This window comes from Mycobacterium gordonae (genome assembly GCF_001417955.2).
Taxonomy (GTDB): Bacteria; Actinomycetota; Actinomycetes; order Mycobacteriales; family Mycobacteriaceae; genus Mycobacterium; species Mycobacterium gordonae_B.
This window is the reverse complement of record NZ_LKTM01000079.1, coordinates 65,208-88,146: the sequence shown is the minus strand read 5'-3', so window position 1 is coordinate 88,146 and position 22,939 is coordinate 65,208. Positions and strand designations below refer to the sequence as shown.

Genomic DNA, 22,939 nt, shown 5'->3' with positions numbered 1-22,939 from the left:
GTGCGAACCCCGCCCACCCCCTAACGGGCGCCGGGGGTGGGCGGGGTTCGCACCGAACACCGGTGTCTGCGCAGCGGATAGCATCTTGCTAGTGCTGAATTCGGCGGGCGTTTGCCATAGGGAGATGGGTGATGGCTAATTCGTTGCTCGATTTCGTGATCTCACTTGTGCGTGATCCGGAAGTCGCTGCGCGCTACGCCGCCAACCCCGCCCAGGCCATTGCCGACGCGCACCTTACCGACGTGACCAGCGTCGATGTCAACAACTTGATCCCGATGGTGTCGGATTCGCTGTCGATGGGTGGACCTACAGGGGCTGCCACCGGAATGCCCGTCGCTGATCACGGCAATGTGTGGGCAAGTGGTGCGGCAACGGCGGCATTCGATGCCTTCGCGCCACATCCGCCGGCTGCTGTGGCGCCTCAGCACGCGGCCATCGGTGGATTCGACGGCGTCATCAACCAACCCGCGGCGCACCTGCCGGCCGATGCGGTTGCGGGTCCACCCGCAGCGGCGATTGGGCATCCTGAACCATCACCGCTGCTCATAGGTGGTGGAGCGCCAGAAATTGCGTTCGACCACGGCGGCTTTCCGGCCAGCGACCCGGGCATATGGGACCACTCCGTGATCCACCCGGACGCCCATCCGCACGAGGGACAGCCTGATCACCACGGCTTCGGCATCGACGGATTGCACGGCTGATCTTCGTTTCATTACCGATCCGTCTGGCGGCCCCGACCGTCGACGAGTAGTGTTTGACGTGCGTAAATGCTGCAAACGGGGGTGGTTTCAGCGCGGGATTGGGGGTCCCGCTTTTCCCCTAATCCCCTAATGGGGCGGCCCTAGCTATCCCGATAGGTGTTCCCCCGGCTGGGGGTACCGACCCCGATTTGGGGGAGCCGCGAAATCCATACGGTTTATGACAGAGCGCCGGTCACTTCGGCGAACAACTTCACGGTCTTGATTGAAGGGAAAAGAAGATGACCTCGCTAGTGGACTACATCCTGAGCCTGTTCCGCAGTGAAGAGGCTGCGCAATCTTTCGTCGCTGCTCCTGGACAGGCTATGACCAACGCCGGGCTGATCAACGTCTCTCCCGCCGAGGTCTCCTCGGCGGTCGCGAGTGCAGTCCCGGGCGCGGTCGTTTCCTCCGGCGACCCGATCGGTGCCCTGCAGCAGGCGGTGGCTGATCAGCATGGATTCGCGATCCCGTCGGCGGATCCGGGCGTCGTGTCCAGTTTCATCGCGCAAGACGCCGGTCCCATCATTGGCAACGCCGGACTGGTGGCCAACGACGCCGGTCTCGTTGCCACGGACGCGGGCCTGATCGCAGCGGACGCCGGTGTGGGATTGGCCGGCGCGGTTGCCTCCGACGTCGGAGTGGGGCTGGCCAGTGGTTTCAACGCCGGGTTGGCCGGTCAGACCGGATTGGGTGTGCAGACCGGTGTTGTCGGCGCGGCTCCCGGTCTGGCGTTCGTCGAGCCGACCGGTGGTGTGGGCGCCGGTGTCGGAGTCGGAGCCCAGGCCGGCCTCGGGGTCGGTTTTGGAGTGCAAGCCGGCATCGGTGCGCAGGTTGGTGCCGGACTTGGCGCCGGGATCGGAACCGGAGTGGGCGTAGGTGCGCAGGCCGGCGTTGAGTTCGGTGTTCAAGCCGAGATTGGTGCCCAGGCCGGCGTAGTCGGCGGTATCGGCGGCGGCGCTGGTGTCGGACTCGGCGGCGGGATTGGTGGTCAGGCTGGTATCGGTCTCGGTGGCCAGGTCGGTGTCGGCGGCGACGGAGGAGCAGGCGGCCAGGGCGGCCACGGCGGCGCTGGCAACGGTGGTGCGGAGGGCTACGGCGGCATGGGCGGCCAGGGCGGACGGGGCGGGCAGGGCGGCACCGGCTATGCCGATGACGGCAGCAACAACGCCACGCCCGGAGGTACCGGCGGCAGAGGCGGCGCGGCGGGAGCAGGCGGTTACGGCGGCGTCACCGGCCCGGCGGGCTGGGGTGGACTGGGCGGCCAAGGCGGCACCGGTGGCGCCGGCGCCCAGGGCGCATCTGCGACAGTCGGCAATCCGGGCGGCGCCGGCCACCACGGAGCCCCCGGCGGCCAGGGCGGCCAGGGCGGCGCCGGAAACGGCGGCCTCAACGGCTGGGGTGGCTCCGGCGGCAACGGCGGCGACGGCGGCAACGGCGGCAACGGCTACAACGACGACGGGGGCAACAACGCCACCGCCGGCGGCGTCGGCGGCACCGGCGGCCAAGGTGGCCTCGGTGGCGCTCCGGGTACCGGTGGCAGAGACGGCACCTTCGCCAGTCCCGGCGGCACCGGCGGTTACGGTGGCGACGGCGGCCAAGGCGGCCAAGGCGGCGCCACCACCACCGCGGGGCATACCAGCGGCGCCGGCGGTCAAGGCGGCGAGGGCGGTCAGGGCGGCGTCGGGTCCGCCCACGACGGCACCAACCGCCCCGGCAACGGCGGCTGGGCCGGATCGGGCGGCCAAGGCGGTCAAGGCGGCACGGCCGTCCCGGGCGCCACCGCGGGTACCGCGGGCACCGGCGGCACGGGCGGCACCGGCGGCACCGGCGGTAGCACCGCCTTCATCGGTACTTTCGGCGGCGAAGGCGGCTGGGGCGGCCAGGGCGGGCAGGGCGGCCAAGGCGCTAACTCCGCTGCGGGCGGCCAGGGCGGCATCGGCGGCCAAGGGGGCCAGGGCGGAGACGCCATCGCGGGGGCGGTCAACGGCAGCGGCGGCATGGGCGGCTTCGGCGGCCGGGGTGGCACCGGCGGTGACGGCTACAACGATGACGGCACGAACAACGCCGGCGCGGGCGGCGCCGGCGGCACCGGCGGCACCAACGGGGTAGGCGGACCGGGAGGCAGTGGCGGCGGCGCGGCCGGCGGCAAAGGGGTTTCGGGGCCGGCCGGCGCAGGCGGCAAAGGCGGCGCCGGCGGCAACGGCGCACAAGGGGCGTCCGGCACCATCGGCAATCCCGGTGGCAACGGCGGCGACGGCGGCGCGGGAGGCCAGGGCGGCCAAGGCGGCACAGGTACCGCCGGCGGACAGGCCGGCGACCCCGGTGCCAGCGGTGACGGTGGCCGGGGCGGGCAAGGCGGCACCGGCTACGCCGACGACGGCATCAACGGCGCCACCGCCGGCGGCACCGGCGGCAGAGGCGGCCAAGGCGGTCAGGCCGGGACCGGTGCTTTCATGGGCAACCCAGGTTCGAGTGGGGCCGGTGGCACCGGCGGGCAAGGCGGCGCTACCGCGATCAGCGGACACGTGGCCGGCAACGGCGGGCAAGGTGGCCAGGGCGGCCAGGGCGCCAATGCACTCAGCGGTGCGATGGGCAACACCAGTTTCACCGGTGGACAAGGCGGCGTCGGCGGCCAAGGTGGCCCCGGCGGTGATGCCGCGCTCGGCGCGACCAACGGCACCGGCGGCAAAGGTGGCCAAGGCGGCACCGGAGGAACCGGCGGAGCGGCCGCCGCGGACGACGGCGGCAACAACGCCGGCACGGGAGGCATGGGCGGCTACGGCGGCCAAGGCGGCATGGGGGGCGCGGCCGGCAGCGGGCTCGGCGCGTCCGGCAGCGCAGGTGCCGCGGGTACCGGTGGAACGGGCGGCCAAGGCGGTACCGGCGGCGGCACCACCTTCAGCGGCCACAGTAGCGGTTCCGGCGGGGTGGGCGGCTTCGGCGGCCAGGGTGGCACCGGGGCCACGGGGCCGATCGGCTACGTCGGTGGCACAGGTGGGCTCGGCGGCGCCGGCGGAATGGGCGGTTCCAGCGCCGTGAGCAGCGGAGGCTTCGGAGGCGTAGGCGGCTTCGGCGGTACCGGGGGCCGGGGTGGGCTTGGCACCATCCAAGGCGGTAGCGGCGGCAGTGGAGGTATGGGCGGCGACGGCGGCACCGGCGGTACCGGCTCGCAAGCCGCGGGTAGCCCCGGCACTGGTGGATCGGCGGGCGTTGCCGGCACCGGACCATTCGGTGTCAATGGCGGTTTCGGCGGCTCCGGCGGCTTCGGCGGTACCCGCGGCGCGGGCGGCCCCTGAGCAAGTCACCGCTCGTCCATAGCCCGCTGTGTCACCATCGAGTGATGAGTGGAGGCAGCCTCGCTCGCATCTTCGGGGTGGCAGCGGTCACGACGTCGGCGCTGGCCGGCGGGCTCGTCACGGCACGCTACGCAGCAGCCGCCGCCTGCCCCGATGTCGAGGTGACCTTCGCACGCGGCACTGATGAACCTCCCGGAGTGGGCGGTGTCGGACTGTCATTCATCGATTCGCTTCGGTCGCAGGCTGGTAGGCGATCAGTAGGGGTGTATCCGGTCAACTACCCGGCCGCCAACGCGTTCGCCAGCAGTTCGGCGGCCGGCGCCAATGATGCGCGGGCCCATGTGGAATCCATGGCCGCGAGCTGCCCCGACACGAGACTGGTCCTCGGTGGATATTCGCAGGGTGCGGGCGTCATTGATATGGCCACCAACGACCTGGCGGGGGTCGTCGATCATGTCGCCGCAGTCGCCGTTTTCGGTAATCCACAGAGCGCATTTTCGAGGAGACTGGGCGGCGGCCAGCTCCCGACGATCAGCCCGCTCTACAGTTCCAAGACGATCAACCTCTGCGTTCCGGATGACCCGATCTGCTCCGAGGGCCGCAACGGGAACGCGCACGTGGCATATGTTCAAACCGGCATGACCAACCAGGCCGCGGCTTTCGCGGCCAGCCGTCTCTAGCTCTTCGACCCGGCCCCTACCTCATCCGGATACGCGTCGTACTACGGCGCAGCTTTAGAAGTCCCAGTCCTCGTCCTCGGTCACCACGGCCTTGCCGATCACATACGACGACCCCGAACCCGAGAAGAAGTCGTGGTTCTCGTCGGCGTTCGGTGACAGCGCCGACAGGATCGCCGGGTTCACGTCGGTCTCGTCGCGCGGGAACAGCGCCTCATAGCCGAGATTCATCAGCGCCTTGTTGGCGTTGTAGCGGAGGAACTTCTTGACGTCCTCGGTGAGCCCGACCTCGTCATAAAGGTCCTGGGTGTACTCGACCTCGTTGTCGTACAGCTCGAACAGCAGCTCGTAGGTGTAGTCCTTGAGCTCGGCGCGCTTGGCCTCGTCTTCCAGGGCCAAGCCGCGCTGGTACTTGTAACCGATGTAGTAGCCGTGCACGGCCTCATCGCGGATGATCAGCCGGATCATGTCAGCGGTGTTGGTCAGCTTGGCCCGGCTCGACCAGTACATCGGCAGGTAGAACCCGGAGTAGAACAGGAAGCTCTCCAGCAGGGTGGAGGCCACCTTGCGCTTGAGTGGCTCGTCGCCGCGGTAGTACTGCAGCACGATCTCGGCCTTGCGCTGCAGGTTCGGGTTCTCCTCCGACCAGCGGAACGCGTCGTCGATCTCTGCGGTCGAGCACAAGGTGGAGAAGATCTGGCTGTAGCTCTTGGCGTGCACCGACTCCATGAACGCGATGTTGGTGTACACCGCCTCTTCGTGCGGAGTCAGCGCGTCGGGGATCAGGCTGACCGCGCCGACCGTGCCCTGGATGGTGTCCAGCATGGTCAGGCCGGTGAAGACCCGCATGGTCAGCTGCTTCTCACTGGGGGTCAGGGTGCCCCAGGACGGGATGTCGTTGGACACCGGCACCTTCTCGGGCAGCCAGAAGTTACCGGTCAACCGGTCCCAGACCTCTGCGTCTTTGTCGTCTTGCAGACGGTTCCAGTTGATCGCCGAAACGCGGTCGATCAGCTTTGCATTTCCACTCACCGAAACCCCACTTCACCAGGCCGATTTGGCTGCCGGCAGCGCCGGACGTGCTTAGGCCTCAAACACTACCCCTGGTGTCCGACATGCCGGCGCAACACAATAAGTTGTGTTTTGCGGCGTGTCGCTATGTCGTCGCCAAAATCAGCTCGGCCGCCTGTTCGGGCTGGTCCCAGTGCGGAAAATGCCCGCAATCGCCGAACCAGTGCACAGTCGCATCCGGAAAGAGTTGCTGGGCGCGCGGGGCCTGGCGGGGCAGCGTCACCCGGTCATTGCGACCCCACCCGATGACCGCCCTGCCGCGCAACGACCCGGCGGGCGCGCCCTGCTGCTTGGGCCCGTGCACCAGTGCGTCCAGCGCTTCGTCGAGCCGTGTCGCCCGGGCGAAGCTGCGCAGTTCCTGCAACACCAGATCGGCCGGCAACCGCCACGGCTTGGCCGAAAACTGCAACAGCAAGGCCGTACGCCCCGCGCGGCTGCGGGTCAGCGTGGGCAACAACGGCTGGATGCGGCGCACCAACCCGATCGAGGCGCCGACCGTCAGGCCGAAGGCTTTCAGTTCGCCGTCGGTCCAGAACCCGCCCGGATCCAGCGCCACGACCGTTCCGCCATGTCCGCGCCGGGCCATCTCCAGCACCATGCGCGCACCCATGGAACTGCCCACGATGTCGACATCGCCCAACCGGTGTTCGCCGATGAACGCCTCGACGGAATCGGTCAGCGACGCGATGGTCACCGGCCCCGCCATCGGCGCGCTCTCGCCGAACCCGGGCAGATCCACCGCGATCACCTCCCGCTGCGCCGACAACGCCGGCAGCACCAGATCCCAGTTGCGCCAACTCGATCCTAGTCCGTGGACGAGCAGCAGCGGCTTGCCCTGACCGCGGCGAACGAAATGCATTCCCGCGGGTACCCCGACGCCGCCGATTCAAGCGCCGGCGTCGATGATCTGCACCACACCACCGGTCACCCCGGCCACGAACAACCGCCCGGTTGTCGCGTCGACGCCGACGGTGTACGGATTCTGCACCGTCGGAAAACGTTGCAGCTCATGAGGATTCGCATCGCTCATGTCGTATCCGACGACCTCGTTGGTTCCTGACGACGCGACCCAGAGCCGGTCACGTGTCCCGTCGTAGGCGATGCCGTACGGCCCGCCCGGCTGCGCCACGACAGCTACCTCGTGCGGCGTGGACAACGGCAGGAACACCCGGACCGCGTCTCCGCGGGTGTCGGCGGCGATCATCCGGCCGTGCCGGTCTGCAACCAGGTGCGTCGGTCCCGCACCGGCCGGTGCCGACCCCACGATCGTCAGCCGTTCCGCGTCGTAGACGGTGAGGTCGTTCTTGCGCACGTCCAACACCCCCATCGATGTCCCCACCGGCGCCGTCCCGGCCGGCTGGACGCTGTCGGCGAACACTTTGACGATCTGATCGCCGCGGAGCACGGCCACCGTCCCGCCGTGTTCGTTGGCGACGAAGACCGTGCCGTTGGATGCGGCGGCCGCGTCGTGGGGATGCGCACCGGTATGAATGGCCGGCCCCGCCTTGCCTTGCGGCAGGTCGACGCGGATCAAGACGTCGGCGGTTTCCACCGGCACCAACACGGGACCACCGGGAGCGGCGAGTTGCAGATGGCGGACTGATCCCGGAAGTGGCACCCGGCCGGTGACGGCGCCCGAGTCGGCGTTGAGCAGCACCAACTCGTCGGGGCCGCGCACGGCGACGGCGACGGTCCGGGTCTGCGCGTCGACGACGATACCTTCGGGCGATCGTCCCACCGCGACAGTCCGGCCCACCGGGCCCGCAACGGGTGGCGGGGCTTCACGCGGTTCAGCGGCCGAGGGCAGTCCCGCGTCGGGCGGGCGACTGCCCTCGGTTGACACGGACGCCGAACCCGCCTGTGGCGCACTGCCTGGATGACCGCAACCGGTCACCAGCAGCAACGTCGCGCCGAGTCCGCCCACCAAAGGGATTGCCCTGCAACGGTTTCCAGACCTCACGTATCTCCCGTCGCGGCCGAGAGCATGGCGATCATGGTGTCGACGAGTTCTTCCGCGTTGGTGTGCCACTTGTCGAGATCCAGATGGCCGCTCAGATCCAGGCCCGCGATCCCGTGGGCGCTGGCCAGCAGGAGCGCGCCGTAGCGCCTGGCCTGTTGCGGGCCGGTGACGCGACCGACGATGTCGAGAAACAGATGTTGCGTGCGCTCCCCCGCCTGCGCCGCGGCGGCGATATCAGCCGGCGGCGTGGTGAAAATCAGGCGATACAGATGCGGGCGTGCGCGACCGAGATTGATCAGCGACAGCAGCGCGGACCGCAACGCCTCCTCGGGCGAAGGGTCACCGGCGGCCAGCACCTCGAGTGAATCACCGAGTTCGTTCAGTGCATTCATCGCGATCTCCGCGAGCAGCGATTCCTTGGCGTCGAAGTGGCGATAGGCCGCCGAACGGGACACACCAGAGCGGGCGCCGACCTCACGCAGTGTCACTGCCTCGACTCCCCCGCGGTCGAGCAACGCCCCCGCGGCCTCGAGCAGCGACCGGCGCGTGGCCGCCGCACTCTCCGCTCGTGACATCACCCGCCGAGCATATGCCGCACTTGAGTTGACAACGTCAACTTAACTGCTAGTTTGAGATGACAGCGTCAACTCAAATTACAGACTCAACGGAGGCCGCCGTGACATCATCCGAGCAACGCAATGAACTGATCGTCGTGACCGGCGCGTCCACCGGCATGGGGGCGGCCACCGCAAAGGAACTGGCGCGCAGAGGATTTCAGGTTCTGGCCGGAGTGCGACGGGATATCGACGCTGACGCGCTGCGCGCGGACGGGATCGAGCCGCACATCCTGGATATCACCGTCGATGCCGATGTGGCCGCGATCGCCGATCGGGTCGAGCGCGACCCGCGCCCGCTGCGTGCGCTGATCAACAATGCCGGGATCGCGATCAACTCACCGGTCGAGACGCTTCCGCTGGCGCAGTGGCGCCGCCAGTTCGAGGTCAATCTGTTCGGCCACATCGCGATCACCCAGGCGCTGCTTCCCGCGCTTTTGCGCAGCTCAGGAACCGTGGCGAACATCAGCTCGGTCGGCGGGAAGGTGGTGCTGCCGACCTACGGCGCCTACGCGGGCTCGAAGTTCGCCCTCGAGGCCGCCAGCGATGCGTTGCGGCGGGAGGTCGCCGCACTGGGGGTCAAGGTGGTCGTCGTCGAACCCGGCGCGGTCAAGACGGCGATGCCGGAGCGCGGGATCGCGACGGCGGAGGAACTCACGGCGACCCTGAGCGCAGCACAGCTGGAGCGCTACGGCCGGCTCAATGCGGCAGTGACGGCGCAGGCGCGGTCGTTCATCGAGACCGGCGTGCCAGCCGAACAGGCCGCGCGAGTTATCGCCAGGGCCGCCACCGCATCTCGTCCCCGCACCCGCTACACCATCGGTCGCGACGCCGCCGTCCTGGTGCGGCTCAGCCGGGTGCTACCCGACCGGCTGCTGGACCGTATTGTGCGCCGCAACCTGCGCTCGTTTGCCGACAGCGCGCCCCGCCCGCAACGGCAGTTGTCACGCCACTGACTTGCGAGACTTCTTGCCTGCTCCCAGGAACTGGTACTCCTCGGGCTTCACCGACCGGGTGGCCATCCAGTACTGCCAGGTGTAGCCGCCCCACAGCACGGTGTTCTTGCCGTGCTCGTCGAGGTACCAGCTGCTGCAGCCACCGCTGTTCCATACCGATCCGGACAGCTTCTCCTGCAGTTCGGCGTTGAACCGGTCCTGCGCTGCGCGGGTCGGCGCCAGCGCCTGGGCACCCCTCTTGTCGCACTGGGCGATCGCGTCGGCCACGTAGCGGATCTGCGACTCGATCATGAAGACCACCGAGTTGTGGCCCAGTCCGGTGTTGGGCCCGAGCAGGAAGAACAGGTTCGGCACGTCGGCGACGGTGATGCCGCGGTGGGCCCCGATGCCTTCCCGGTTCCACCGGTCCACCAGGTCCTCACCGCGCTGACCTTTGATCTGGACGTAGGTGTAGGAGTCGGTGACGTGGAAGCCGGTGGCATACACGATCACGTCCGCCTTGTGTTCGCGGCCGTCGGCGGTGACGATGCCGTCGCGGGTGATCCGGGTGATGCCCTCGGTGATCAGCTGTGTCTTCGGGTCGGCCACCGCACGGTAGTAGGTGGACGAGTTCAGGATCCGCTTGCAGCCGATGCGGTACTTAGGCGTCAGCTTGCGGCGCAGTTCGCGGTCCTTCACCGAACGCCGGATGTTCCACTTGCAGTACGCCTCGATGAACTTCAGCGCGTTGGGGTGCTTGGTCATGCCGAAGGCGAGTGCTTCCTGGCCCCAGTAGATCGCCAGGCGCGTCAGCGCGCGCAGTCCCGGCACGTTCTCCATGGCCGCGCGCAGCGTCGGCGGAATGTCGGGGTTGGACCGCGGCACCACCCAGGGCGGGGTGCGCTGGTAGAGCTGAAGTTCGGCGACCTGCCCGACGATCTCGGGCACGATCTGGATTGCGCTGGCACCGGTGCCGATGATCGCCACCCGTTTTCCGGTCAGGTCGACGCTGTGATCCCATTCCGCCGAATGGAAAGCGGCACCGGCAAATTCGTCGCGACCCTCGATCTCCGGGACCGACGGGATGTGCAAAGCGCCGGCTCCGGAGACCAGGAATTGCGCCACGTACTCCCGCCCGTCGACGGTGAACACGTGCCAGCGGTACTCGTCGTCGTCCCAGTAGGCGCGATCGACCAGCGAGTTGAATTCGATGTAGCGGCGCAGCCCGTACTTCTCGGTGACGCCCTTGAGGTAGTCCCAGATCTCGGGCTGGAATGAGAAGGGGTTCCGCCAGTCCGGCTTGGGCTCGAAGGAGAATGAGTACAGATGCGACGGGATGTCGCACGCGCAGCCGGGGTAGCTGTTGTCGCGCCAGGTGCCGCCGACATCATCGGCCTTTTCCAGGATGATGAAGTCCACGCCTTCTTTCTGCAGCGCAATGGCCATGCCGAGGCCGGAGAATCCGGTCCCGATGATCAGGGTGCGGGTGTGAGTCGGCTGGGACTGCGGTTTCTCGGCGGATTCGGTAGCCGAGGTCACGACGTCGGTCATGGTGGATCTCTCCTGTTGTGGCCGCTAGAGGGCGGGCGTGCTCATTGAGACGCAGATACCCAGTACCCGGGGTATCGGATATATCCGAGTGTCATGGAAACCCAGGACGATGTCAACGTTGCTGAGGCTCAGCTCACGGCAGGGCGGCCGGCAGCGCATCGTGGATCGGCTTGTCGGGGTCCATCGCGATGCCGAGCGTTTCGGCGGTGCCGACGATGACGCCCATCATGATGGTGGTCAGCTGGCTGACGAATTGCTCGCGGGTCATCGAGCGTGGGCTGTCGGGTTCGGGACCCAGCCACCATTCAGTGGCCGACGCGGCGCACCCGAACGCCGAAAACGCGGCGAGCTCGAGTGCGGCGGCGTCGAGTTCCATGTCGCGCAGCTCGTTGTTGAACATCTCGGCGATGGTCAGCGTGATCTCGCGGCCCTCGTTCAGGGTCCGGACCGTGGCCTTGGACTGGGCGCTGGAACTGCCCTGAATGAAGACCCGCATGACGTTGGGGTGCTGGTCAAGAAGGGTGACGAACTCTTCGACGGCCCGGTTTATCACCTGGCGGGCCGAGTCGGTGGCCAGGTTGATCGACGGGAAAATCGCCGCCCACAGCATGTCGCGCAGTCGTTCCCCGATGGCCAGAAAGAGGTCGGACTTGTCGGTGAAGTGGCGGTAGATCTTCGGCTTCGCGGTGCCGGCCTCCTCGGCGATCTCCCGCACGCTCAACTCCGGACCGAGGCGGTCGATGGCGCGGAAGGCGGCGTCGACGATCTCGGCCCGCACCTTCTTGCGGTGCTCGCGCCAACGCTCGCTGCGCGCGTCAACTTTCACACCGGGCTTCGCGCTCGGGTGGGGTAAAGCGGGTCGAGGCATTCTCACCACGTCATGCACCTTACCGCTTGGGAGCCGCTGACCTGCGCAGACCGGCTACTCACGGCCCAGCCGAGGGTGAATTGGCCAACGCGACACGCGCATTGGGCGTCGTGGGATTCGCTGTCGGCCGGAAGACACGTAGCGCAGAATCTCCAAATGCACAGAATGCGACTCGCCGCCCGTGAACTCCGATCGCCACGCCGCGCAACCATATCCGCCTGTGTGGTCGTCGCCGCCGCCGTTACCGCATGCCAGACCTCTAACACGGCTACACCTCCCAGTTCTTCGGTGGTGGGGTCGCCCAGCGCTGCAAGTTCCGCGCCCGCGGCCGCCAGAACGCAGGTCATCAACGTAGTGGCGGTCGTCAACGGACAACCCGCCAACGGCTACCGCGACGCGACAACCGGAGAAGTGAGCGGCACCGTCGAGATGTGTGACGCCTCGCCCTCAGCGGTCGACCCCGGCATTTATCGATGCTCACCATCAGCAGCGGGCGCCGACGTGTGCTGGAAATCGACTGCACCGACCCTGTTGTGCGTCGGCGATCCATGGAAAAAGGAACTTCACCGGGTGACCGCGACCAAACCGCCGCCTTCCATCCAGCCGGTGTCGTTGCCGCAGCCGTTCGCGCTGCTGCTGGACGACGGTGTGCAGTGTCGACTGCGCAACGGCGGTGCCTGGGGTGGCCGCGACGACGGCCTGGTCGGCGCCTACGGATGCAGCGGAAAGGACGTCGTCCTGGTGGCAACCGACGACGCTTCGACGCCTATCGATCGGTCCCAGCCGCTGTGGACGGTCAAGGTGGGTCCACTCGGAGCCGGCGACGCGCACTTCCCACCCCCGCAGACGCACTCGGTGACCACGGCTTGGTTCGCCGCGACGAGCAGCCCAGGTGGCTGAAATCCCTGACCCGGATTGCCCTACAGCATGCAGGACACGCAGCCCTCGACCTCAGTCCCTTCCAGCGCCATCTGGCGCAGCCGGATGTAGTAGAGGGTCTTGATTCCCTTGCGCCAGGCGTAGATCTGCGCCTTGTTCACGTCACGCGTGGTGGCGGTGTCCTTGAAGAACAGCGTCAGCGACAGCCCCTGGTCCACGTGCTGGGTGGCCGCGGCGTAGGTGTCGATGATCTTTTCGTAGCCGATCTCGTAGGCGTCCTGGTAGTACTGCAGGTTGTCGTTGGTCATGTAGGGAGCCGGGTAGTAGACGCGGCCGATCTTGCCTTCCTTGCGGATCTCCACCTTGGACACGATCGGGTGGATCGACGACGTCGAGTGGTTGATGTAGGAGATCGACCCGGTGGGCGGCACCGCCTGCAGGTTCTGGTTATAGATGCCGTGCGTCTGGACCGACTCCTTGAGCCGCTTCCAGTCGTCCTGGTCCGGGATGCGGATGCCGGCATCGGCGAAGAGCTGGCGCACCTTGTCGGTGGCGGGCTCCCAGGCCTGCTCGGTGTACTTGTCGAAGAACTCACCCGAGGCGTACTTGGACCTCTCGAAACCCTTGAAGTGCGTGCCGCGTTCGATCGCGATGCGGTTCGAGGCGCGCAGCGCGTGGTAGAGCACCGTATAGAAGTAGATGTTGGTGAAGTCGACGCCTTCCTCGGAGCCGTAGAAGATCTGCTCGCGAGCCAGGTAGCCGTGCAGGTTCATCTGACCCAGGCCGATCGCGTGGGAGTCGTTGTTGCCCTGCTCGATTGACGGCACCGAGGTGATGTGGGTCTGGTCGCTCACCGCGGTCAGCGCGCGGATCGCCACCTCGATGGTCTGCGCGAAGTCCGGCGAGTCCATCGCCTTGGCGATGTTCAGCGACCCCAGATTGCACGAAATGTCTTTGCCCACCTTGGCGTAGGACAAGTCGTCGTTGAACAACGACGGCGTGGACACCTGCAGGATCTCCGAGCACAGGTTCGAGTGGGTGATCTTGCCCTCGATCGGGTTGGCCCGGTTCACCGTGTCCTCGAACATGATGTACGGGTACCCGGACTCGAACTGCAGCTCGGCCAGCGTCTGGAAGAACTCGCGGGCCTTGATCTTGGTCTTGCGGATGCGGCCGTCGTCGACCATCTCGTAGTACTTCTCGGTGATCGAGATGTCGGCGAACGCGGTGCCGTAGACCCGTTCGACGTCGTAGGGCGAGAACAGGTACATGTCCTCGTTCTTCTTGGCCAGTTCGAAGGTGATGTCCGGGATCACCACGCCCAGACTCAGCGTCTTGATCCGGATCTTCTCGTCCGCGTTCTCCCGCTTGGTGTCCAGGAAGCGGTAGATGTCGGGGTGATGGGCGTTGAGGTACACCGCGCCGGCGCCCTGCCGGGCACCCAGCTGGTTAGCGTAGGAGAAGGAGTCCTCGAGCAGCTTCATGATCGGAATGACACCCGAGGACTGGTTCTCGATGTTCTTGATCGGCGCGCCGTGCTCACGAATGTTGCTGAGCAGCAACGCAACTCCCCCGCCACGCTTGGAGAGCTGCAGCGCGGAGTTGATGGATCGCCCGATCGACTCCATGTTGTCCTCGATGCGCAGCAGGAAGCACGAAACCGGCTCGCCGCGCTGCTTCTTGCCCGAGTTCAGGAAGGTCGGAGTGGCCGGCTGGAACCGGCCGTCGATGATCTCGTCGACCAGCTTCTCGGCCAGCCCGGTGTCCCCGGCGGCCAGGGTGAGCGAGACCATCACGACGCGGTCCTCGAAACGCTCCAGGTAACGCTTCCCGTCGAAGGTCTTCAGCGTGTAGGAGGTGTAGTACTTGAACGCGCCCAGGAAGGTCGGGAAGCGGAACTTCTTGGCGTAGGCGCGGTCGAGCAGACTCTTGACGAAGTTACGTGAGTACTGGTCGAGAACCTCACGCTCGTAGTAATTCTCGCGGATCAGGTAGTCGAGCTTCTCGTCCTGGTTGTGGAAGAAGACCGTGTTCTGGTTGACGTGCTCCAGGAAGTACTGACGCGCGGCCAGCACGTCCTTGTCGAACTGGATCTTGCCGTCCGCGTCGTACAGATTCAGCCTGGCATTGAGCGCGTGGTAGTCCGTTTCGTCGGGCAACCCGTGCACGCCGGCGGTTACAGGCTCTGCAGTGACGGTTGGTGGCACGTCTGTTCCTTCCAATATTGAGCCCAGAACTGAGCGAGGCCTGCGCGAACGGCGGCCACGTCGTCCTCGGTACCCATGAGTTCGAAGCGGTAGAGGTACGGAACACCGCACTTGCGGGAGATCACGTTGCCCGCGTAGGCGAATTCGGCACCGAAGTTGTTGTTGCCCGCAGCGATGACGCCGCGGATCAGCGAGCGGTTGTGCTCGTTGTTCAGAAAGGCGATGACCTGCTTGGGAACGTAGCCACCGTCATTGATGTTCGGAGTGGCCCGCCCGCCACCGTAGGTGGGTAGCACCAGCACGTACGGTTCGTCCACCTCTATGCGGCCGTGGAGCGGTATCCGCGTGGCGGGAACACCCAGCTTCTGCACGAAGCGGTGGGTGTTCTCCGACACTGAGGAGAAGTACACCAGGTTGGTACCCGCGATATCTGAGATGTCCATCGGGCACCGCAACCCTTCCTTCTATCTATCCGGTTACGAACTACGCACTCAGCGCCGTTTCGGCGAGTGCCTTGATGCGGTCGGGCCGGAAACCGGACCAGTGTGCGTTGTCGGCCACCACAACGGGTGCCTGCAGGTAGCCCAGCGCCATTACGTAGTCGCGCGCCTCGGGGTCCAGGGTGATGTCGACTTTCTGGTAGTCGATGCCCTGCTTGTCGAGCGCCTTGTAGGTGGCGACGCACTGCACGCAGGCCGGCTTGCTGTAGACGGTGATGCTCATGGGCGTACCGCTCCTTTGCGGATGAGGGGGGTTGATAAGACTGGCAACGACTGGATTGGCACAACCGCGCTATATTCAGCGCCCCGGCGAGCCCCCAGATTCCCATCGGGCGGGCGCTGGTTTCGAGCTGACCCTGCTCGAGCTGCGCCGTCCGATTCCGGGAAGTTCATCACGCCCCGCCTGGTCGGTCGGAACCTGATCGGGACTTGGTGAACCTGGGATCTGCTGGTCCTCGAAACACTACACCTAGGGGGTGACAACATGAAGAGATACAAGATGTTCTGAATAACATTCCTGAAATTCCCAGGTAGCAGGGCACGTCTGGCGTGTCGCCCCGGCGTGTCGCAGATCACAAAATCGCCGCGTTGGTGTATCCGATCCGACATGCAGGCGCCCATGGACAGAGGTATATCAGCGGCCACCGACAACTCCGTCGCGCACGACCTGGCCGGCAGCTACCAGCAAAGCCGCCGGCGAGACCGCCGGCGGCTTTGACGAGAGGGTTGAGCCGGGCGCGGCCGGCTCGATGCAAACGGGTCAGCCGACCTCCGCAGCCAGCTTGCCGACCACGTCGCGCACATTGCCCGACAATTCCGCGTTGTCGGCCGGGGCGCTGCCACCCAAGGTCTGGAACGGCACCGAAAGCTTGATCGCGTCGCTCACCCGCGCACCCGCGATGCCGAACGACTTGCGCGTTTCGTCGTGCGCCCATACCCCGCCGTACTGGCCCAGCGAGCCGCCGATCACGGCCAGCGGCTTGTCCTTCAACGCGCCGTTTCCGAAGGGCCGCGACAGCCAGTCGATCGCGTTCTTCACCACGGCGGGAATGGACCCGTTGTATTCCGGGGTGACCACCAGCGCGGCGTCGGCCTCGGCGGCCGCGGCCCGCAACGCCACCACCTGCGCCGGCGCCTGGTCCAGTTCGCTGTTCATCGCATCGTCGATGTCCTCGTTGTAGAAGGGAACCTCCCCCAGCCCTTCGAACACCGCGACGGTAACCCCTTCGGGGGCCAACTCGGCCGCCAGTTCGGCGATCTGCCGGTTGACCGACCCCGCTCGCAAGCTGCCCACCAGGGCCAAGATCTTGATTCCTGTCACTGTCCGTTCCCTTCGGTCGTTGGTCTCCATCCTTGCATCGTTGAAACGGACTATAGTCCGCTTTATTCCCGCCGCGATAAAGTGCAGAAGTGAGCGGTATTGAGGACCGGGGCGGATTGCGGCTTGCTGCGCACGAAGACCTGGCCGGGGAGCCGCTGCCGGAGCGAAGCGACGCGGCGCGAAACCGGGCGCTGCTGCTGGAGGCCGCGCGTCAGCTGGTCACCCAACGCGGCGCCGACGCGGTCACCATGGACGACATCGCCGCCGCCGCGGGTGTCGGCAAGGGAACGCTGTTCCGCCGGTTCGGCAGCCGGTCCGGCCTGATGCTGGTGCTGCTCGACGAAGACGAAAAGGCCAGCCAGCAGGCATTCCTCTTCGGGCCGCCGCCGTTGGGTCCCGGTGCGCCACCTCTGGAGAGACTGATCGCATTCGGCCGCGAACGCATCGCCTTCGCGCACGCCCACCGCGAGCTGATGTCCGCGGCCAGCCGGGACCCGCACATGCGACACGTCGGCGCCGCCCTGGTGCTGCGGACCCATGTGCGGGTGCTGTTGCAGGCCGCGCACACCAGCGGCGACCTGGACATCCAGACCGACGCGCTGCTGGCGCTGCTCGATATCGGCTATATCGAGCACCAGATCACCGAGGGCGGCCACACGCCGGAGACACTGGCCGACGGCTGGGCCGGCCTGGCCCGCAAGCTCTGCGGACGCTGAGCCCGGGCATGACGCGCTGGGTCCTGCACGTCGACCTCGACCAGTTCCTCGCCTCGGTCGAATTGCGCCGCCATCCCGAACTGGTCGGGCTGCCGGTCATCGTCGGCGGCAGCGGCGACCCGACCGAACCGCGCAAGGTCGTCACCTGCGCGTCGTACGAGGCGCGCGAATTCGGGGTGCATGCCGGCATGCCGTTGCGCGCGGCAGCGCGCCGTTGTCCGGACGCCACCTTCCTCGCCTCCGATCCGGCCGCCTACGACGAGGCGTCCGAGCAGGTGATGGGCCTGCTGCGCGACCTGGGCCATCCCGTCGAGGTATGGGGCTGGGACGAGGCGTACGTGGCGGCTCCCGGTGACCCCGTCAACGTCGCCGAAACCATCCGCAGCGTCGTCGCGGCGGAGACCGGACTGTCCTGCTCGGTGGGCATCAGCGACAACAAGCAACGCGCCAAGGTCGCCACCGGTTTCGCGAAACCGGCCGGGGTTTTCCAGCTCACGGATGCCAACTGGATGGCGCTGATGGCCGACCGGCCCGTCGACGCGCTCTGGGGCATCGGCCCGAAGACGGCGAAAAGGCTTGCTGCCCTTGATATCAGCACGGTGGGGCAGCTGGCCCGTACCGATGGAGAGTTGTTGACGTCGACGTTCGGCCCCCGCACCGGGCTGTGGTTGCTGCTGCTCGCCAAGGGCGGCGGCGACACCGAGGTCAGCTCCCAGCCGTGGGTGCCGCGCTCGCGCAGCCACGCCGTCACGTTCCCGCGCGACCTCACCGACCGTGCCGAAATGGATTCGGCGGTAACCGAATTGGCCCAACGAGCGCTCGACGACGTGGTCGCCTCAGAGCGAATCGTGACGCGGGTGGCGGTCACCGTCCGGACCGCGACGTTCTACACCCGCACCAAGATCCGCAAACTAAACGCTCCGACCATCGACTCCGACGTCATTGCCGCGGCCGCCCTGCGCATCCTGGACCTGTTCGAACTCGACCGCCCGATCCGGCTGCTTGGGGTGCGCCTGGAACTGGAAATGCCGTCCTGACCTCGGGGTCGCATGACCTGTCAGTCGTGAAGCGGCTTCAGGACGGCGGCGCCATATCGCTGAGCGGCCCGCAGGGCGAGTTCGACGCCGCGCTTGTCTTCGATCGGACGGCCCCGTCTCGCGACGGCTCGCTGCACGTCATCCCTGACGGCCTCGAGAGGCACGTGCAGTTCTTCTGCGACCCGGAAGGGCCGACCGAAATGGAGATAGATCCGCAATATCTCACGCAGCCGGGCGTCGTCGTCGGTATCGGAGGCCAACGGGCCGAGGACGTCGGTCACCCATCCGCGGATCTCTTCGAGGTCCACGTCCAGCAGCGCCGCGGAGACGATGCCGGCATCGGTCGCCGCGACCACCTCACTCGGCTGACCGATGCGGCCCTCCGCGGCCTTGCGCGCGCGCTGCGCCTGACGATGAGATCGGCGGAATCCTTCGACGCCGCAACCCATCGCCCCGATCGCGACGTTGGGCACATCCGTTCGTAGCCGAACGAATTCGCGAATGTTCATGATGGCGTCACCCGGCACCGAGCGATAGGGCAGCCAGACCCACCAAGCGGCCCGGCCGGCGCCAACCAGCAGTGGGCGTGCCGTCGCGTCCGCGGCCACCGCCAACGCGCGAACGAACTCCCACACACTGGCCAACCGGTCGTGTTCCGCGGCCACGTGCGGGAACCATACGATGAGGGCGAGGTGTTCCCAGCTCAGCGGATAATTGATGGCCGTGGAAACCGCCTCGACGTCAAAGGATTCGGGTCCATCGAGCACGCCTCGAATCTGGGTTTCGGTTGCGATGTGCCGAGCCGTCAGTCGCTCGTGCTCGCCCTGGTAGGCCGCAAGGGCCTGCTGTGACAGCACATCGACGTATTTCGACAACGTCCTGGCGAGGGTTTCCACCACGGTGGACTGAGTTTCGGGCGCCATCCCGGCGGCCTGTAATTCGGCGAACACCGCCTCGCCCAACCGGCGCTGCCCGAGCCGGTGAGCCCGCATCATCGATTTGATCGGAATACCCCGGCGGGCAAGAGTTCTGGCGTACTCGGTATGTGTTGCGGGCACCGCGATCCTGGTGACGTCGATGCCCTGAAGCAGAGCGCGGAATATCGTGTGGAACTGGTCGCGCATTGCGGCGCGCATCAATTCGCTCATCCTGGCGTCGCGGGGAAGTTCCGGAACATCTTCCTGAGCAGCGGCACAGAGGGCATCACTGATCGCGGCGGCCTGCTCGTCGAGTCGGGCAACAATCCTTGCGACGTCGCTGTCCACGCCAACCTCCGCCGATGTGTCGGCCCCCACTGAGAAGGTAGATCGTCAGGGCACGTGACGGGAAGTCAGAATCGCCGCAGAGCCGAAATCGTGAAGCGGCGAACGTGCCTGTGCTGCAGGCACTGCGGCCGGAAATGGCGGCCTAACGCTTCAATTGCGGGGGCGCCGGGCGCAACGCCCGCGTGAAGATCGTGTTGACCTGCCGCATCGCCACACTGTACGGCCACCAGGCCAGCCGCTTGAACGCATACAGCGCCCTGATGTCCTGCGAGGTGTAGATCAGGTAGCGCTTCTTCGCGACCCCGGCCAGGATTTTCTCGGCGGCCCGTTCCGGTGACACGGCGTGGCCGCTGAAGCGGTCCACCCAGCGGGCCACTTTCGGGTCTTCCCGGTCCACGCCGGCGATTTCGACGGTGTTGACCAAGGGAGTCTTCACGGCGCCAGGCACCACCACCGACACCGCGATGCGGTGCCGGGCGAGGTCGAAACGCAGCACCTCGGACAGCCCGCGCAGTCCGTACTTGCTCGCACTGTATGCGGCATGCCATGGCAGCGCGACGATTCCGGCCGCCGACGACACGTTCACCACGTGCCCGCCCCTGCGCGCGGCGATCATCTGCGGAACGAAGGATTCGATCACGTGGATCGGGCCCATCAGATTGATCGAAATCATCTTGTTCCACTGCTCGTGGCTCAATCGGTCGACCGTCCCCCAGGCCGACACACCGGCGATGTTCAGCACCACGTCCATGCTGGAATGCCCGGCATGGATGTCGGCGGCGAACGCGGCCACTTCGTCGTACTTCGAGATGTCCAGCACCCGGTGCGCGGGCACCTGCGCGCCGAGCGCCCGGGCGTCCGCCACGGTTTGCGCCAAGCCGTCGCCGTCGCGATCGGTCAGATACAGTTCGGCGCCGTGTGCGGCCAGCCGCAGCGCCGTGGCCCGGCCGATGCCGCTGGCCGCGCCGGTCACGAAACACCGCTTTCCCGCGAAATACTCCGTGGAGCCGCTCTGCACCATGGTCGGAACGATACCGGCGGTACCGGACCTACCGCGCCGGGCCGCCCCACAACGCGTTGAGCCACATCTGCTCGAGCACCTTTACCCGGCGCTCCAGATCACTGTCCCGCCCCACCATCAGCGGGTCGCCCGTCAACGCGAGCGCGGTGGTCCCGGCCAAGGTACGAACGAGGGTGGGTAGGTCATCACTGATCGGCCGAGCGGTCCCGGCCTTCATCTCGGCGTCCACCACACTGACGATCTGGCGAAACAACACGTCGAACTGCCGATCGAGAATCTCTCGGATCTCAACGTCGCTGTGACGGGCGGCATTACAGGCGTTGACGACCGGGTCGTTGTCGGTGTAAACCGCCGCGGCGCTGCCGACCATCCGCTTGGCGAACTCTTCCGGAGACTCCCCCGGCTGCCGCGGGGCGAAGTACTGCGTCAGTTCCTCGAGCTCTTCGGCCGCCTCGGCCAGGATCTGCGCGAGTACTGAGTACTTGGAGTCGAAGTAGAAGTAGAAGCCCGAGCGGGCTACCCCGGCTCGCAGGCTGATAGCGCTGACCGAGAGCTCTGAGAACGGCATCTCCTGCAGCAGTTCGCGAACCGCCTGCATGATCGCCTGCCGATGTTTGTCACCACGACGGCGCGACGCCGGCGCTCCCTGCCCCTCGTCGGCGGCTGGACTACTCACTGGTGATCACATCCTGACCTTGCACCACATCAATCCAAAAAGAAAACTTGACAGGCGTCAAGTCGTCCGAAATATTGAGCGTTAGTGACGGTGACCACAACCGGTTAGGAGCGCGCGTCAATGACGACGACCATCAGCACCCCCGACTATCTCCTCGACCAAGCGAGGCGCCGGTTTACGCCGTCGTTCAACAATTTTCCCGGCATGGGCTTGGTGGAGCGCAGACTGCGCAACACCCAATTCGCGGAGAGAACCCTGGCCGATCCACCCCCGGGGAGCGGACTCAAGCCGGTAGTCGGTGACGCCGGCCTGCCGATCCTCGGCCACATGATCGAGTTGTTGCGGGGCGGCCCGGATTACCTGATGTTCCTGTATGAGACCAGGGGCCCGCTGATCTTCGGCGACTCGCCGTTCCTGCCGTTCGTCACAGCGCTGGGACCCGATGCCGCGCAGACGATCTACACCAACCGCAACAAGGACTTCTCCCAACAGGGTTGGGTCCCGGTGATCGGCCCGTTCTTCAACCGCGGGCTGATGCTGCTCGACTTCGAAGAACACATGTTTCACCGCCGGATCATGCAGGAAGCGTTCATCCGCTCCCGCCTGGTCGGCTACCTCGAACACATCGACCAGGTGGTGCAGCACGTCATCTCCGATGACTGGGTGACGAACGATTCGCGCTTCATGCTGTATCCGGCGATGAAGGAGATGACGCTCGACATCGCCTCGATGGTGTTCATGGGGCACGAACCCGGCACCGATCGGGAGCTGGTCACCAAGGTGAACAAGGCATTCACCACCACCACCCGCGCCGGCAACGCGGTGATCCGTAAGGGCGTTCCCCCGTTCACCTGGTGGCGCGGTCTCAAGGCGCGGGAGCTGCTGGAGAACTATTTCGCCGAGCGGGTCAAGGAGCGCCGCGGGAAAGAAGGCAACGACCTGCTGACCGTGTTGTGCCAGACCGAGGACGAGGACGGCAACCGGTTCTCCGACCAAGACGTCATCAACCACATGATCTTCCTGATGATGGCCGCGCACGACACTTCCACGTCGACAGCGACCACGATGATCTACCACCTGGCGGCGCACCCTGAGTGGCAGCAGCGCTGCCGCGACGAGTCGGACCGCCTCGGCGACGGGCCGCTGGACATCGAGTCGCTGGAGAAGCTGGAGTCCCTCGACCTGGTGATGAACGAGTCCATCAGGTTGGTGACGCCCGTCCAATGGGCGATGCGGCGGACGGTGCGCGACACCGAACTGCTCGGCCACTACCTCCCCAAGGGCACCAACATCACGGCGTTCCCCGGTCTGAATCACCGCCTGCCCGAAATTTGGACCGATCCGTTGAAATTCGATCCAGAGCGGTTCACCGAACCGCGCAACGAGCACAAGCGGCACCGCTATGGATTCACTCCGTTCGGCGGCGGTGCACACAAGTGCATCGGGATGGTGTTCGGCCAGTTGGAAGTCAAGACGATCCTGCACCGCCTGCTCCGGCGCTACCGTTTGGAGCTGCCGCGCCCCGACTACAAGCCACGCTGGGACTACAGCGGCATGCCGGTGCCGATGGACGGCATGCACATCGTGCTACGTCCGCTGTAGACG

21 protein-coding genes are annotated in these 22,939 nt (G+C 66.5%); 8 read left to right on the top strand and 13 right to left on the bottom strand.

Annotated elements, in window-relative coordinates:
- The first annotated feature begins 131 nt into the window (after positions 1–131).
- From AO501_RS09580 to AO501_RS09570, 3 genes are all read left to right on the top strand, one after another.
- Entirely contained in the window at positions 132–701 is a 570-nt protein-coding gene (locus AO501_RS09580) for an Rv0340 family IniB-related protein (protein ID WP_055577486.1), read from the top strand.
- A 278-nt stretch (positions 702–979) separates the two neighbouring features.
- Positions 980–4,036 carry an IniB N-terminal domain-containing protein gene (locus tag AO501_RS40125; RefSeq protein ID WP_156452433.1) on the top strand — a complete coding sequence of 1,019 codons (3,057 nt, stop codon included), beginning with the start codon at positions 980–982 and terminating at the stop codon, positions 4,034–4,036.
- Between the two features lie 44 nt (positions 4,037–4,080).
- Positions 4,081–4,716, top strand: coding sequence for a cutinase family protein (locus AO501_RS09570; RefSeq protein ID WP_055577484.1), 636 nt, complete (start codon positions 4,081–4,083; stop codon positions 4,714–4,716).
- A gap of 54 nt (positions 4,717–4,770) precedes the next feature.
- On the opposite strand, the gene nrdF is transcribed toward AO501_RS09570, so the two are convergent.
- From nrdF to AO501_RS09550, 4 genes are all read right to left on the bottom strand, one after another.
- Positions 4,771–5,745, bottom strand: coding sequence for a class 1b ribonucleoside-diphosphate reductase subunit beta (gene nrdF, locus AO501_RS09565; protein WP_055577483.1), 975 nt, complete (start codon positions 5,743–5,745; stop codon positions 4,771–4,773).
- Positions 5,746–5,869: 124 nt separating this feature from the next.
- Positions 5,870–6,643: an alpha/beta fold hydrolase gene (locus tag AO501_RS09560; RefSeq protein ID WP_055577482.1), complete on the bottom strand. Its 774-nt coding sequence runs from the start codon at positions 6,641–6,643 to the stop codon at positions 5,870–5,872.
- Positions 6,644–6,670: 27 nt separating this feature from the next.
- Positions 6,671–7,708, bottom strand: coding sequence for a YncE family protein (locus AO501_RS09555; RefSeq protein WP_231752420.1), 1,038 nt, complete (start codon positions 7,706–7,708; stop codon positions 6,671–6,673).
- Positions 7,709–7,740: 32 nt separating this feature from the next.
- A complete protein-coding gene (locus AO501_RS09550) occupies positions 7,741–8,319 on the bottom strand; it encodes a TetR/AcrR family transcriptional regulator (RefSeq protein WP_055577481.1) in 579 nt (192 codons plus the stop codon).
- 101 nt (positions 8,320–8,420) lie between these two features.
- Between AO501_RS09550 and AO501_RS09545 the strand changes: the two genes are divergently transcribed.
- Positions 8,421–9,314 (top strand): SDR family NAD(P)-dependent oxidoreductase, encoded by an 894-nt coding sequence (locus AO501_RS09545; RefSeq protein ID WP_156452430.1) that lies wholly within the window; start codon positions 8,421–8,423, stop codon positions 9,312–9,314.
- Here AO501_RS09545 and AO501_RS09540 read toward each other — a convergent pair.
- The gene (locus tag AO501_RS09540) at positions 9,303–10,844 is read right to left on the bottom strand and encodes a flavin-containing monooxygenase (RefSeq protein ID WP_055577479.1); all 1,542 of its coding nucleotides are present in this window, start codon (positions 10,842–10,844) and stop codon (positions 9,303–9,305) included. The two genes, AO501_RS09545 and AO501_RS09540, sit on opposite strands and share 12 nt — an antisense overlap.
- Before the next feature lie 133 nt (positions 10,845–10,977).
- On the bottom strand, positions 10,978–11,721 hold the full coding sequence (locus tag AO501_RS09535; RefSeq protein ID WP_156452429.1) for a TetR/AcrR family transcriptional regulator: 744 nt from the start codon (positions 11,719–11,721) through the stop codon (positions 10,978–10,980).
- Between the two features lie 279 nt (positions 11,722–12,000).
- On the opposite strand from AO501_RS09535, the gene AO501_RS09530 reads away from it, so the two are divergent.
- Positions 12,001–12,612, top strand: coding sequence for a hypothetical protein (locus AO501_RS09530; RefSeq protein ID WP_055577478.1), 612 nt, complete (start codon positions 12,001–12,003; stop codon positions 12,610–12,612).
- 20 nt (positions 12,613–12,632) lie between these two features.
- Here AO501_RS09530 and nrdE read toward each other — a convergent pair whose 3' ends face one another.
- From nrdE to AO501_RS09510, 4 genes are all read right to left on the bottom strand, one after another.
- The gene (gene nrdE, locus AO501_RS09525; protein ID WP_197419808.1) at positions 12,633–14,798 is read right to left on the bottom strand and encodes a class 1b ribonucleoside-diphosphate reductase subunit alpha; all 2,166 of its coding nucleotides are present in this window, start codon (positions 14,796–14,798) and stop codon (positions 12,633–12,635) included.
- Complete coding sequence (gene nrdI / locus AO501_RS09520; protein WP_055577477.1) at positions 14,768–15,241, bottom strand: class Ib ribonucleoside-diphosphate reductase assembly flavoprotein NrdI; 474 nt, start codon at positions 15,239–15,241, stop codon at positions 14,768–14,770. The genes nrdE and nrdI overlap by 31 nt, the downstream gene beginning before the upstream one ends.
- Before the next feature lie 40 nt (positions 15,242–15,281).
- Entirely contained in the window at positions 15,282–15,521 is a 240-nt protein-coding gene (locus tag AO501_RS09515) for a redoxin NrdH (protein WP_055577476.1), read from the bottom strand.
- A gap of 537 nt (positions 15,522–16,058) precedes the next feature.
- On the bottom strand, positions 16,059–16,649 hold the full coding sequence (locus AO501_RS09510) for an NAD(P)H-dependent oxidoreductase (protein WP_055577475.1): 591 nt from the start codon (positions 16,647–16,649) through the stop codon (positions 16,059–16,061).
- 59 nt (positions 16,650–16,708) lie between these two features.
- On the opposite strand from AO501_RS09510, the gene AO501_RS09505 reads away from it, so the two are divergent.
- On the top strand, positions 16,709–17,335 hold the full coding sequence (locus AO501_RS09505) for a TetR/AcrR family transcriptional regulator (protein ID WP_055577474.1): 627 nt from the start codon (positions 16,709–16,711) through the stop codon (positions 17,333–17,335).
- Positions 17,336–17,343: 8 nt separating this feature from the next.
- Complete coding sequence (locus AO501_RS09500; protein ID WP_055577473.1) at positions 17,344–18,372, top strand: DNA polymerase IV; 1,029 nt, start codon at positions 17,344–17,346, stop codon at positions 18,370–18,372.
- Positions 18,373–18,392: 20 nt separating this feature from the next.
- Here AO501_RS09500 and AO501_RS09495 read toward each other — a convergent pair whose 3' ends face one another.
- The 3 genes from AO501_RS09495 to AO501_RS09485 form a co-directional block, all read right to left on the bottom strand.
- Positions 18,393–19,637 carry a hypothetical protein gene (locus AO501_RS09495; RefSeq protein ID WP_055577472.1) on the bottom strand — a complete coding sequence of 415 codons (1,245 nt, stop codon included), beginning with the start codon at positions 19,635–19,637 and terminating at the stop codon, positions 18,393–18,395.
- Positions 19,638–19,779: 142 nt separating this feature from the next.
- The gene (locus AO501_RS09490; RefSeq protein WP_055577471.1) at positions 19,780–20,658 is read right to left on the bottom strand and encodes an SDR family oxidoreductase; all 879 of its coding nucleotides are present in this window, start codon (positions 20,656–20,658) and stop codon (positions 19,780–19,782) included.
- A gap of 28 nt (positions 20,659–20,686) precedes the next feature.
- A complete protein-coding gene (locus tag AO501_RS09485; RefSeq protein WP_055577470.1) occupies positions 20,687–21,334 on the bottom strand; it encodes a TetR/AcrR family transcriptional regulator in 648 nt (215 codons plus the stop codon).
- 120 nt (positions 21,335–21,454) lie between these two features.
- Between AO501_RS09485 and AO501_RS09480 the strand changes: the two genes are divergently transcribed.
- On the top strand, positions 21,455–22,936 hold the full coding sequence (locus tag AO501_RS09480; RefSeq protein ID WP_055577469.1) for a cytochrome P450: 1,482 nt from the start codon (positions 21,455–21,457) through the stop codon (positions 22,934–22,936).
- The last annotated feature ends 3 nt before the right edge of the window (positions 22,937–22,939 follow it).